This window comes from Paenibacillus taichungensis, assembly GCF_013359905.1.
Classification (GTDB): Bacteria; Bacillota; Bacilli; order Paenibacillales; family Paenibacillaceae; genus Paenibacillus; species Paenibacillus taichungensis.
In genome coordinates this window covers 112,997-126,355 of sequence record NZ_JABMCC010000105.1, presented here as the reverse complement: position 1 = coordinate 126,355, position 13,359 = coordinate 112,997, and the positions used below count along the sequence as shown (strand labels likewise).

Sequence of the window (13,359 nt, the reverse complement as noted above, 5' to 3'; positions counted from 1 at the left end):
ACGCTCCTTCTTGAAATAGGCATCTTATGTCATAAAGTGAGTGGATGGATACCTTTGGCATTAGACTGTGCATTCTTCTGTTTTTCATACTCTTTGCAGCAAAAAAAATGTTTATTGATGATCCCTTCTGCACACAATAGAAATAACATAAGCCCCGGCTTTGCCGGAGCTAAGGGAGGCAGAGGTTATGGCCAAAAGTGATGAACTGGTGAAATACATTACAGAGCGAGTTGTTCATTATATCGATACTCCGAAGGATGAGCGTAAAGGACGCACCAAAGCCAAAGAGCCGTGGACAATGAAATGGTTTGGAATGATTCCTTTTGCCGTATCTCTATGGGTTGGGAAAAAGGAAAAAGCAATGGATTCGCAGGGGAAAATGCAGAAACGAAGCTCTTCACGTAAAGGTTAATCAAAGAACCAGCGTAGTAGTAGCTTCTTCCAAAGAAAAAGACGCATTCCTATCAAGAATTAGAGGAAGGCGTCTTATTTGTTGTGAGGATCGGTCACGGTTTCACAGCATAGAAATGCCCGTCGCGCAGCAAGGTCTGAAGAGGTACAAATCGTCTTACCGAAGTATTCCCGCCAATAGCTACATATTGTTTTTGAACGGTTCCACGGTCGTCACGCCAGATCTGATAACCACTGACAGGCAAAGGCCCACCATACAAGACATTTTGCTGATCTGCAGAGAAAACGATCTTTTTATGCTCTTTCCATTGCTGATCCAATGTCTTTACGTCGCTTATCGAAAGTGCTTTTGAAGTGATCCATAACAGATTGTCCGCGGGATCAAACAGAGGTTGCAGATCCATGGAGTCAACGGACAACGAGGAGACTTGTAGTGAATCTTCAGGCGTTATCACGACAGCTTGTACAGATATTGACCTTATGGACTTCATTCGTTTCGTAGCCTGCTGTGAGTCCCTATCCAATGCATTCAGAACACCCGTTGGCAAGGTATCGCCATTGGTTGCGTCAATATAGATTGCATCATCGTTAGGTCTTTCCACTTTCCAATAAGTGAGCAGGGGAGGCGCATAGCGTAATTGAAGCCCTCCTCCGTTAGTAATTAGCTCCTTCAAGTCCAGTTGCTGCCGATTCAGAGCTTGGTCCAACAAGGAAAAGTTGTACGGTCGTTGTTCTCCATGACCATACTCGCTAAGTTGAAATTGTCCTTGGTCGTTAGCTGAAATGATCATATAACCAACGGGTGACTGTCCAACATTAGCGTATACCAACCAGCTACGTGTGCCTGGACCGAGGGGATAAAAGTCCAATTGGGCATGATCCCAATGGTTCCTTTCATGTTCAGTACTTAGAATGATGGTTTGCTCGCGAGCAAATTGTTGTACTGCATCAGGAGCCAGTGTGTCGGAATGAAGTTCCGCCGTACTTGTAGCCATTGTAGTGGGGAGTACGGATCTAAATGCATTTTGAATTCCGGCACCTTCAGCTTGTAATAAGGGGAGCAAGGTGATTACACATAGAAGGCACATTACAATTCCGGTTATTCGGCGAATCACATTCCATCCCTTGTGGAAGGGTCGTTTCATGCTAACACCTACTTTTCTGGGGTACATATCCTGACAAAACGGACTCCATTTTCGCTGCGTAATCGTTTCTAGTTCCATTTTAGAGGACGGGTTATGCAAAGGTTGCTGCAACCTGTCGGGATGCCACTCATGAATAAACACTACTTTTGCCGTCATTTGCGGGAAAAGTAGTGTCTTCGTCGTCTATCTTAAATGAAACATGCCACTGCTAATCGCAGTCACCTTCACTTTGGGCTCATATTGCCAGATCATCTCGGTACGTCGTGTCTCGTATTGCAGCTTCATGGCTTCCCGGTCCATGACCGCTTGGCGGGCTTTATCCTGTTCCGGGTCCGTTTCTGGTTCTGCCTGAACAGCAGCTTCAGCAGCGAGTTCGACATCTGATCCGATTGTCACATTAGTTGGTTGAACGGGCTGCAGACGTACATTCTGGATACGGGAAGGGCCGGAGCGGGAAGTCTGAATTGGAGCAAATGATCCGGTCCCTGCATATTCCTGATCCGTTGAACCGTCTGTGCTGGAGGAGGTTGTATCTACGTCGACGTCGACCTCAGGGGTGTCCTCTCTAAGAACTGCTTCATAGTACGTGTCGACAACAGCAAGCTCCAGATCAAGCCGTTCTTTGGCTTTCTCTGCCCAGCTATAGTCGAGTTCCAGCAAGCGGTTTGTCAAATGCGATTCCAGAGCTGCCCCGGCATCGGATAACGATACTTTGGCAGTCTGTACGTGCATATTCTCAGCCAGCCTTGGGCTAAGGTCACGCCTGTTCAGCTTCGAGCCGAACTTCTCAACAATTTCCCCTGTTCTGAGGGAGATGCCGATAAAATGAAGTTCCTCTTTTTTCAGATCACAGGCAAATTCTACTTTAAAACACACACCAAGCCATGGCTCGTATACTGCTGGTGCAGTAGCGCGCAATTGCCTTTTAGCAGCCTGTTCAAACAGGTTCACGAACGCACCACCTTCACGCGCTGCATTGAAGATCTGCTGCAACCTGCGGCTGCCATATACAACATCTTCTTTCAAAATCCGTCCGGGTCCCAGCTGAGGCAGAGAAGGGACAATACCGAAGTATCGACCTAGAATAGTCTCTTTGGGAGCCTCGGGGGTACCGGGATCGGCACCTGGTGAGGCTGGTGGAGCTAACTGTGCAGCTTTTGCTTCTTCAGCTTCCAAAGCTTGCTGATAGGTATCCGGATCAAAGACGAATGTAAAGGACATCGTCTCCGCAGGTGCGCCGGTTCGCTCCACAAATCCCCAATAATACGGACGGTTGGTTAACGCCTTGTCAGCTTCAGGTGAAAGTTTTACCGTAACATGGGCAGGAGAACGCTCCATAATCTGACAATCAAGTGTTTCCAGGTAAGTGAGCACATACGCCTGCACTTCATGGGGTGACATGGTCATAATCAGAGGCCTCCTTTACGAATATCAAGCCCGGATACGGCTGGTGCCTCATCTGCAACTTTGCGCTGAATGGAGTTCAGCGATTGTCCGAGCGAGTCCATTTTACGGCGGATATCCTCTTCGTTTTGTGATTCAAGCATGATTTTGTACAAACTTTTTTCGATTGACTCCTTCTTCTCCAGCCGCTCCAGAATGACATCCAATCCACCAATGACCATCTCGAACATATTGATCTTCTCATGAAGCAGATTCAGAATATGCTCCTCGATTGTGCCGGTCGTCGAAAGGTTGTAAATGTTCACATCATTCTGCTGTCCCAATCGGTGAACGCGACCGATCCGCTGCTCAACACGCATGGGATTCCAGGGCAGGTCGAAGTTGATCATGTGATGGCAAAATTGCAGGTTGATACCTTCACCGCCCGCCTCGGTTGCAATCATTGCCTGTACGCGGCCACGGAAGAGGTCCATCATCCAGTCTTTTTTACCCCGGTTCATGCCGCCCCGGTAGGGAACTGCGGTCAGGCCGTTGTTACGAAAATAATTGAGCAAGTACTCCTGCGTGGCACGGTATTCGGTGAAAATAATAACCTTCTCATTCATGTCACGAACAAGTTCCATCGTTTTTTCCGCTTTGGTATTTTCCTTGATCGCTTTAATATGAGCAACGAGCTCCCAAATCTTATCCCGCAGTGGGGAGTCCAGTGGAAGCTTCTTCGACAGATTGACCAACGTCACAAACACGGCATCCCGGCTGCTGCATACTTCGCGCTGCAACGTCACTAGGGAAAGCATGCTGCTCAGATTGCCGCCCGCTTCCTGGTACTGATCCTTCACAAAGGAAGTCACCCCATCGTAAAGGGCCTGTTCTTCAGGAGAAAGCTGCAAATTCACATTGGACACGTTCCGTTTGGTAAATTGAACAGGTCCTTCACCGCGACGGTTACGGATCATGACTTTGGACAACTCATCCTTGAGCTGCTCCTGATTTTTCGGAATGCGTTTGTCGACGACAAAGTTGGCTGCAAAATCACCTTGACGGCCAAGCTGTCCCGGCTTGAGCAGGTTAATGAGGTTGAACAGCTCGCTCATATCATTCTGCACCGGTGTAGCCGTAAGCAGCAGGCAGTACTTTTTCCGTAATTTCAGCATGAATTGATAGTTGGTCGTTTTTTTATTTTTGAGTTTATGAGCCTCGTCGATAATAATCATGTCGTAATCCGTATTCAGCAGCATATCTTTATGCGGGTCACGCTTTGCAGTATCCATCGAGGCAACCACAATTTCGTTCTGCCAGGAATACGCCTTTTTCTGTGCAACCGCAGGGATGCCAAATTTGGAATTTAACTCCCGAACCCATTGCAGTACAAGGGACGCAGGCACGAGAATGAGCACTTTGGATACGAGTCCACGAACCATATATTCTTTCAAAATCAGGCCGGCTTCAATCGTTTTGCCAAGTCCAACCTCATCGGCGAGAATGGCACGACCTGACATTTCAAACAGTACTCTGCGTGCAGTATCCATCTGGTGTGGAAGAGGGGTGAGTCCCTGTAAATGCTTCAGACATTGGATTTCATCAAAGTTGGGAATCAGATTCGTCTCTTCCGCTTGAATGCCAAGTTGAAAGAGTCTGTAATCGCCCCAAGGGCCGCCTTTATCGAGTCTGGACTCCAGTTGGGTGATCCAGCTGCGATCGAATTCAAGCGGAACGGGTAGTTCTGCTGCAGGTTGATTAATTTGATGCGGGTTTTTCCGGTTCATGGTGCTTCCTCCCCTGCCATTCGTGATGACGGTTTATTCGTAGGTAATAGTATGGACGAATGAGAGGCAGTTCATAACCAACCTTGGAATAAGGGGTGATTTCAATCAGAAAGTCTGGAAGGGTTGTAAAATGATAGGTATTCACGTATGTTGATGAATAGTCACTTTACTTAAGTAGAGTGACTATTATGTCTCAAACTATATCCTGAATATGAAGGAGGAGAATCTGTTTATGCTTTCATTGATTTTTGATATGGATGGTACGTTATTTCAGACAGATCGAATATTGGAGACTTCTCTGCATGACACTTTTAATCATCTGAGATCAAAGGGATTGTGGGAGCAGAATACACCAATAGAAAAGTATCGTGAGATTATGGGAGTTCCTCTGCCCGTCGTCTGGGAGAATTTATTGCCCGGATACTCGGACCAGATTAGACAACAAGCAAATGAATGGTTTCATGAGAAGTTGATTGCGAATATCGACGCAGGCCATGGTGCCCTGTACCCGTATGTAGAAGAGTTCTTTCACTACTGCAAAGAGAAGAGTATACCGATATACATAGCGAGTAATGGACAAATCGAATACTTGAATGCCATCGTAAACTATTATCATCTGAATGAGTGGGTAAAGGAAACATTCAGTATACAGCAGATTTCATCACAAAATAAGTCTGATCTCGTACGCTCCATCGTGGAGAAATATAAGATCACTCATGGGATGGTTATCGGAGATCGATTGTCTGACATTAAGGCTGCAAAGGATAATAATTTAATTTCCATTGGATGTAATTTTGACTTTGCTCAAGCCGATGAGCTAGCTCAGGCGGATCGGGTTATTGATAGCATTGAGGAGTTGAAGGCTATAATCGGTGTACTGTAAAATGGATGCAACAAAAAAAGCGGCCCATGTGGCCGCTTTATGATTTAAAGAAGTTAACTCCAATATTTCTTGATAATTTCATCGCGTCCGGAATAAATTCGGGATTCTTTATAATATTTCGGATCTTTGCGATGGAAATTTTGATGATATTCTTCTGCCGGATAAAATACGGATGCTTCCTCAATAGCAGTAACGACAGGTTTATCGAATCGGCCTGTTTTGGCCAGTTCCTCTCGTGATTTCAGGGCCAATTGGCGTTGCTCTTCATTGTGATACAGGATGGCAGCCCGATATTGGCTTTTGCGATCATTACCCTGACCCGTGGCATCTGTAGGATCGATCTGCGGCCAGTACAGCTCAAGCAATTTCTCATATGGGAAAATGGCTGGATCAAACGAGATTTGCACGACTTCCAAATGCCCTGTTTCCCCGGTCAACACTTGTTCATATGTAGGGTTTTCTACGGTTCCACCCATGTATCCGGATATAATCCCGTGAATGCCGGGCTGCTCTTCAAAAGGACTTACCATACACCAGAAACATCCCCCGGCAAACGTTGCTTTTTCAATCACTGCTATTCCCCATTTCTCAGTTGTGTTTAATCAAGATTACTATGAATGCTAGTCATAACGCAATCCATTTGATAGTTCATCCACCCGCTCCCAATCGAGCACAACAAACCCTTTTCTTTTTTTGCACAGGATTTCCAGATCGGACAGTTTCTGAATGAGGCGATTTAAGTGACGGGGCGTTGTACCGATTACGGATGCTATTTCTGGAATGTGAGGCGTGCTAATTTCTTTGCCAAACTCTTTGGGTAGACGAGTGGACATCAAATAGATGGCAAAACGTTCTTCAACGGAGGAAAGTGAGTTGATTCGGGATGCCGCTGTACATGTCTGCAATTTATAGGACAGATGTTTAAGTAATTCATTCAAAAAACGATAATCCTGCATTAAGTTTCGTTCAACGGTTTGTATGTCTATAAACAGGAATTTGGAGGGCTGTACAGCTTGAACCTGTGATTGTACAGCCACTTTCTGAATCAATTCAATATCACCAAAAATGGATAAGGGGTGGCAGAAACGCAGCAAAAGAGACTTGCCAGTCTCAACACTTGAGGAGACTCTGGTCAGACCTTCCACTTGGAAATAAAGCCCTTCTAGCTCATCGCCTTCCGTAAGAACATATTCATCTGAATCATACTCCCGAAGCTGAATGGGAAGCAAAGCTGCGTCAGCAAAGATTTGTTCCAAATTAAAAAGGGACATATAAGGTTCTATCTTTTCGTATCCCCTGTACATTTTAATTTTTTTCACCTCGAATGGACATCGGTCCTTTTCATTATATATGAACTTGATATGATTAGAAAAACGAGGGGGAATGATGATGAAGTTTGTATTTGATCTGGATGGAACCATCTGTTTTCAAGGGAAACCGTTAACCAGAGAAATGGTTCAGACATTGGACTGTCTCGTGGAGAAAGGTCATGAACTTATTTTTGCATCTGCACGACCGATTCGTGATTTATTGCCTATACTGCCTGTCCATATGCAGCAATTTCCGCTGGTAGGCGGTAATGGAGGATTTGTGTATCGCAGCGGGCTTGAGATTTCCACAGTTTATTTGGAAGCATCTATTGCTGACCATATACTGGCGTTATTGAAGCAGCATGAAGCAGAGTATCTCATTGATTGTCAATGGGATTACTGTTATTCAGGCAAGCCGGAGCATCCCATTCGAAGAAATCTGGACCCCGAGTGCAGAGCGAAGAACGTGCTGCTGGAGGAATTAACCGAGATAGTGAAGGTAGTGGTCTTAAGCAGCCGCAACCACCAGGAGATGCTGGAGGCATTGCACAACCTTCCTGTGGTTACATACATGCATGGAACAGAGAACATCATTGATATTAGTCCTAAGGGTGTGAATAAATGGACAGGTTTGCAAGCACTTGGGGTCTCTCCCCATGGTTTTATTGCTTTTGGAAATGATGCGAATGATATTCCCATGTTTGAGTATGCCAGTCGTTCCATTTGCGTTGGGCAACATGAGAAGCTTGCTCAGATTGCGAGTGAAAGGGTAGAGAGCCAAGAGAAGAATGTCATCGACAAAATCATTGAAATTGCAGAAAGACTGGAAGAAGAGGGAAGTGTATTTGGCAAAGCTAGGGTAAAAGTCGAAAACATTGCGGCAGGATGATCACTATTGGGATTTAGCATTCATTAGAGATAATCAATAAAATGAAGAAGGAGTCCGCCAGTGGTGGACTCCTTCTTCACATAACAAGCATCTCTCTTCTAAACGTAACCGACGATCCCCATGATGAACTCATAGAGGAAGTATAGGGAAAATCCAAACAGTAGTATTCCGGCTATGACGGAGACCCAGCGAATCATGGAGCGACTCATCACTCTTCTGGTGACAGACACCACCGACAAAAGCCCTAGATCATGAATTAGAATACCACTCATTACGCCGCATGCTGCGATAGCAAAGCTGCCTGAATGTGATGAGCTATAGGAATCAGATAACACTGCACCGAATACGGAAACCCAAAAAATCAAATTCCCTGGAGATACGGCGACAAGCAACCCATTGCGATATGTACTAAAGAATGATTTCTGAGTCTTTTCGTCTGCGGGTGTAATATCTTTATCCGCATTTTTAATGGAATCGTAGCCCAGATAGGCCAAAAATCCTGCACCTACCAGCCAAAGCGGGATCTGCACGTAAGGCAAGGCCAGTACAGAAGCGAAGCCAAAGTACATGGCGAGTATAAGTGTGACATCAATTGTCATACCGCCGAGACCAACTGCCCATCCATGGATAAACCCATTTTTTAAACCTTGTTTTGTCATTTCTACAGTAATTGCTCCGACTGGCATGGCAATGGCAAGACCAATCAAGAAATATTTTAGATAAACTTCCATTTCACAATCCTTTCATCTCAGTTGATTCATCTTACTGATGTATAGTAAAAATGTATTTTTTAATTTAATACACCTATCTTCGAATATCAAGAGAAAAATAATTGGGGAAATACAGCAGTGGCCCCGTTTTCGCTAATATTTTCGTATATTCAAATAGTGATTAGTGATGAAGGAAGTAATTCTTTTTCATCCTTTACTTATATTGTATAATTATGGATGAGAAAAGGCCTATTACAGCTTAAGGGCCTATTGAAAACGAAGAGGTGATCAGATGCGGAAACCGATAGATGAACCTATGTTTTATTCGTATCCCGGCATGGTGGCGGTAGTGACATCCCGTCATAAGGGAATGCAGAATGTGATGGCCTCAGGCTGGCATACCTATATTGGATCGTCTCCCGGAATTTACGGGATATCGCTGAGGAAGGAAACGTACTCTTATGAATTGATTGAGCAGAGTGGCGTATTCGGGGTACACTTCCTTCCGGGTCATCATTCGGAGTGGATTCAGGCTGCGGGAACCTTCAGTGGAAGAGACACAGACAAATTCTCGAAATTCGGAATTACATACGAAGAAGGAATCAAAGTGAATGTACCCATTCTGACCGAAGCTTATTTTGCTTACGAGTGCAAGGTTATCGATATCACAACGTATGGGGATCATGAGTGGATTGCAGGTGAAGTGTTACAGCGGTATCAAGACCCGGAATACTTCTTGGAAAATGGAATGGTTAATCTGGACAAATTGCAGATTCCAATGTACGTAGGAAGATCCTCTTATCGGATTCTCGATGGGAGTGCGGAAGAGAAAGTTCATCCGTTTTACCTCTAGGGGACTAGGCACCAAGATGCAATTATGAGCAAAACTTTCAATCCGGCAAAAGATAGGTTTATAATGGTTATTGGCTGCTGAGCAAGTCGGCAGCCTTTTCCTATTGGCTCAAGCGTACACTCCAGACCCTCAGAAGGATCTGCTCATATATGAAATAAAAGGCAAGGTAATATTAGCCATTCCATGAAAAATGCTGTATTTAACAATAAAATTAGAGTATGATTTTACAGCTATATATGCTTGGCAGGAAAGGTTACATCGTTTCACTGGATTGTAACTATTGCTGTAATTTGTGAATAATCTTTCGGGCGTATAATGCTAAACGGGAGATAACAACAAAGATATAAAGAAATCGTAATCATAAACATCATGGTTAAGTAACTCGTCTTCTTTATGTTGTAAATGAATGATGGAAGGTGCAATACGTATGTTAATGACAACCAGAACCACAAGGAGTTCTCGAACGCCCCAGACATGGATGATGTCGACTCACATTGTCAAGGAGGGGCTCGCATGTCACAATCGTTGAAAAGCAAGAGGCATATGAACGGACTGGATGGTTTGCGAGCCATCGCTGTGCTTGCAGTCATAGGGTATCATCTGAATTTAAGTTTTATTCCGGGTGGTTTGCTCGGTGTAGGCATTTTCTTTGTTCTATCAGGGTATTTGATTACAGACATTCTTTTGACACAATGGCAGGAGCAAGGCCGGATATCGCTCGGTGATTTCTGGGTGCGAAGAGTAAGGCGCTTGTTACCTGGCATGATCACGATGACAGCAGTGGTGATGATTTGGTTGCTCTGCACAGATCCATCTCGACTCGCTGCGTTGCGTGGTGACATTGTCTCGGGAGTATTATACATAAGCAATTGGTGGTATATCTTTCATAACGTTTCCTATTTCGAAAGTTTCGGCCCTCCATCACCCTTTGGGCATTTCTGGTCGCTGGCTGTGGAAGAACAGTTTTACATTGTATGGCCCCTTCTACTGGTCGCAGCAATCATTTTGTTCAAAAGAAAGGGATGGCTGGTCGTCTTTATTGTCGTGGCAGCTGAATTGTCTGCTGGTGCAATGGCCATCATGTATAATCCGGATCTGGACCCGAGCCGTGTTTATTATGGAACAGACACAAGAGCATTTGCTCTACTGGCTGGTGCTGCACTGGCCGTGGTATGGCCGAGTCGCAAGCTATCGTCATCCCTAGCCCGCATCAATCGCCTTGTCCTGGATGCGTTAGGTTTAGCTGCGCTTGCTTGGTTAATCTACATGATGCTGAATAGCAGCGAGTACGACCCTTCATTGTATCGAGGAGGAATGGTACTTCAGGCCATAGCGACGACATTGCTCGTAGCTGTACTGGCTCATCCATCATCTTTCCTGGCAAGGCTCATTGGCGCTAAGCCATTGCGCTGGATTGGGGAAAGGTCCTATGGTTTATATTTGTGGCACTATCCTGTTATTATTCTAACGAGTCCAACGGTAGACACGGGTGGAGCACATCCTGTGCGAATGGTTTTGCAGGTTGCAGCAACGGTTGCACTGGCCTCCTTGTCACTTAAATATATTGAAAATCCAATACGTCATAACGGATTTCGTGATTCCTGGTCCCGGTTATGGGGAAGAGGGCGCAATACAACAGGTATTCGCAACGTATGGTGGAAGCGAGCTGGCTTGCTGATGAGCATTCTGTTGATGTGCTTTACGGTGTCACAGATGATGATTACGTCTGCAGCGAATTCTGATTCCCATTCGGTATCAATGTCGGCCACGCTGAATGGAGAACATTCCGTAACGGAGGAAAAAGGGCAGGACGTTCTTCCAGCAACAGTGAGCACTTCTGGGGCTGACAATCAACCTGCGCCTCAGAAAAACGACAAACCAGCGGCGAACGCTGGAGATCCAGCAGGCAAAGAAGAACAGCAAACGGTGAAGCCAGATAATGCTCCCAAATCGGAGGAACCAATCTCAGGTGAGCAGAAAGGATCAACTCCTGGCGATTCGAACCACGCTATTGGTAAACCCAGAGGCAGCACCGACAATCCAGGAAATCCAGAAGACAACGGTAATGAACATCCAGAGGATCCTGTAAATACGTCAGATTCGTCCAAAGAACAAGAGGAAACAGCTCCTCCAGCCAAAGACGGCAAGATTCACTATACGGTCATTGGAGATTCGGTTATTTTGGACGCCAAGCCTTACCTTGAACAAACCATATCGGGTGTGCACGTGGATGGTCATATCGGCCGTCAGATGTGGGAAGCTGCCGATGTACTGGATGGCCTGAAGAGAAATAACCAAATGGGCAGTCAGGTCGTATTGGAGCTTGGAACGAACGGTTCCTTTAATTCCAAAAGTCTGAATTCTGTGCTGGATTATTTGAAAGATGAAGAACATGTTTATCTGGTTACCGTGCGAGTCCCTCGCCCATGGGAACGAACCGTGAATAAAGCACTGAACGAAGCTGCTTCCGATTATAGCAATGTATCTCTTATTGATTGGCACACTGCAAGCGAGGGGCATGACGAATATTTCGAAAAAGATGGCGTACATCTAACGAAGAAAGGTTCGGAAGCTTTTGCAGCACTTGTGAAAGACAGTATGAAATAAATCAGAACTTATCTATTCATTTATTTATAAATTCATGAATGTTTACGGACCCAAATTAGAGACATTCAGGTTAACTCCACAAAGAACAAAACAGCCGATGCTTCCCAACTGGGAGTCATCGGCTGTTTGTTGATTACGCGGTGCTTGAATACACGCATCATTATTGAAAAGATTCGTACCGCTGCTGGAACGAAGACTCCATTTCCAGTTGCCTAGCCAACTGCTGCTTCACTTTTTCTCCACGTCTGGCCTGCAGCTCTTGCAGCCGCTCTGTAGAAGTGAATTGATCGGCGGCCATATCAATGAGTAGCTCAGCGAGCACGTCTGCATCTTCCAATGCTGCATTCAATCCAAAAGCGCCCGTTGGAGTCATCGTGTGAGCGGCATCACCAAGCAAGACCACGTTGTCCTGCGCCCATAATTCGGCGAAACTGCTCTCTACGGATAACAAAACAAAATCACTCCATGTCTGGATATGTTGAGCTACCGAATCAGCGAGACAGGGGAAGGCCGCTACGAGTTTCTGTACAAAGGGAGCAAAAGGCTGTTCACGCAACTTGGAGAAGGACCCTTGCGGAATGTTCCATCCAATCTGCACGTATCCTCCGAATTGTGAGAATAACGCCAACTGCTGACCATCCATACTGGCCATTCGAACAGCAGGTTCCCAGCCTGTTGGAGCAGGAATGCGAGCCCATAACAGGTCGTATCCATGTTTGCGGATATCCGGGGTCAGACCAGCGTGTTTGCGTACAGCTGAATATCTGCCATCTGCCCCAACGATTACCGCTGCTTCAATGGAAGCAGGCCGTCCTTCTTGCCGAATGTTGATGCCAACCGTATGGTCAGCCTTATTTCGTAACAATCCAGTCATAACCGTATTATAAAGAACCTGTTCGTTTCTCTGTTGCTGTGATTGTGACACGATGACTTCAAGCAGATGATCCTGCGGCACATGAATGCCTACATGGGATTCTTGCTTGCCAGGGAAAATGGTGTGGATGATCTGACCATTCTCCCAGTATTGAATTTGCTCCAGGGGCAGCACGCCACGCTGGGTAACAGAAGAGTATAACCCATGCTTATTCAATACATGTTCACCATCTGCATTAAGTACTTCGCCACGAAACGACTTAAGCAGGTGCGGCTGGCGCTCGATCAGAATGGTGGATACTCCCTGTCGTTTCAGCAGGAATGAGAGTAGAGCCCCACCAGGACCAGCTCCGACAATACAAACGTCAGTTTTTAAATGCGTATTTTGATTCATGTGTAAAATTCCCTTGCAATATAATGGATGAATATCGTATTACTTTATAATAACAGATTTATAAAAATCATTAAGTAACTAAAAGTAACTTTAGAGATATACGTTATTATAAAC

At 45.4% G+C, this 13,359-nt stretch carries 11 protein-coding genes and 1 pseudogene; 5 read left to right on the top strand and 7 right to left on the bottom strand.

Annotation, left to right across the window (positions count from 1 at the left end):
* The first annotated feature begins 187 nt into the window (after window positions 1-187).
* Complete coding sequence (locus tag HP548_RS10240; protein ID WP_175381594.1) at window positions 188-412, top strand: YqzE family protein; 225 nt, start codon at window positions 188-190, stop codon at window positions 410-412.
* Window positions 413-506: 94 nt separating this feature from the next.
* Here HP548_RS10240 and HP548_RS10235 read toward each other — a convergent pair whose 3' ends face one another.
* From HP548_RS10235 to HP548_RS10225, 3 genes are all read right to left on the bottom strand, one after another.
* The gene (locus tag HP548_RS10235; RefSeq protein ID WP_175381593.1) at window positions 507-1,406 is read right to left on the bottom strand and encodes a hypothetical protein; all 900 of its coding nucleotides are present in this window, start codon (window positions 1,404-1,406) and stop codon (window positions 507-509) included.
* Between the two features lie 333 nt (window positions 1,407-1,739).
* On the bottom strand, window positions 1,740-2,963 hold the full coding sequence (locus HP548_RS10230) for a YqhG family protein (RefSeq protein WP_175381592.1): 1,224 nt from the start codon (window positions 2,961-2,963) through the stop codon (window positions 1,740-1,742).
* Window positions 2,964-2,965: 2 nt separating this feature from the next.
* Window positions 2,966-4,726, bottom strand: coding sequence for a DEAD/DEAH box helicase (locus tag HP548_RS10225; RefSeq protein ID WP_175381591.1), 1,761 nt, complete (start codon window positions 4,724-4,726; stop codon window positions 2,966-2,968).
* Between the two features lie 190 nt (window positions 4,727-4,916).
* On the opposite strand from HP548_RS10225, the pseudogene HP548_RS10220 reads away from it, so the two are divergent.
* Window positions 4,917-5,609, top strand: a pseudogene (locus HP548_RS10220) (HAD family hydrolase); the annotation flags it as partial.
* Window positions 5,610-5,662: 53 nt separating this feature from the next.
* Here HP548_RS10220 and msrA read toward each other — a convergent pair.
* Entirely contained in the window at window positions 5,663-6,178 is a 516-nt protein-coding gene (gene msrA, locus HP548_RS10215; protein ID WP_076289735.1) for a peptide-methionine (S)-S-oxide reductase MsrA, read from the bottom strand.
* A 51-nt stretch (window positions 6,179-6,229) separates the two neighbouring features.
* Window positions 6,230-6,865 (bottom strand): Crp/Fnr family transcriptional regulator, encoded by a 636-nt coding sequence (locus HP548_RS10210; protein WP_246318014.1) that lies wholly within the window; start codon window positions 6,863-6,865, stop codon window positions 6,230-6,232.
* A gap of 133 nt (window positions 6,866-6,998) precedes the next feature.
* Here HP548_RS10210 and HP548_RS10205 point away from each other — a divergent pair, with 133 nt between their 5' ends.
* On the top strand, window positions 6,999-7,808 hold the full coding sequence (locus HP548_RS10205) for an HAD hydrolase family protein (protein ID WP_175381589.1): 810 nt from the start codon (window positions 6,999-7,001) through the stop codon (window positions 7,806-7,808).
* Window positions 7,809-7,906: 98 nt separating this feature from the next.
* On the opposite strand, the gene HP548_RS10200 is transcribed toward HP548_RS10205, so the two are convergent.
* Window positions 7,907-8,539, bottom strand: a complete 633-nt coding sequence (locus tag HP548_RS10200) for a LysE family translocator (RefSeq protein ID WP_099853486.1) — start codon at window positions 8,537-8,539, stop codon at window positions 7,907-7,909.
* Window positions 8,540-8,810: 271 nt separating this feature from the next.
* Between HP548_RS10200 and HP548_RS10195 the strand changes: the two genes are divergently transcribed.
* Together HP548_RS10195 and HP548_RS10190 are read left to right on the top strand one after the other, a co-directional pair.
* Window positions 8,811-9,371, top strand: a complete 561-nt coding sequence (locus HP548_RS10195; protein ID WP_175381588.1) for a flavin reductase family protein — start codon at window positions 8,811-8,813, stop codon at window positions 9,369-9,371.
* 513 nt (window positions 9,372-9,884) lie between these two features.
* On the top strand, window positions 9,885-11,978 hold the full coding sequence (locus HP548_RS10190) for an acyltransferase family protein (RefSeq protein WP_175381587.1): 2,094 nt from the start codon (window positions 9,885-9,887) through the stop codon (window positions 11,976-11,978).
* A gap of 160 nt (window positions 11,979-12,138) precedes the next feature.
* Here HP548_RS10190 and HP548_RS10185 read toward each other — a convergent pair whose 3' ends face one another.
* Window positions 12,139-13,245 carry an FAD-dependent monooxygenase gene (locus HP548_RS10185; RefSeq protein WP_175381586.1) on the bottom strand — a complete coding sequence of 369 codons (1,107 nt, stop codon included), beginning with the start codon at window positions 13,243-13,245 and terminating at the stop codon, window positions 12,139-12,141.
* Window positions 13,246-13,359 lie beyond the last annotated feature (114 nt).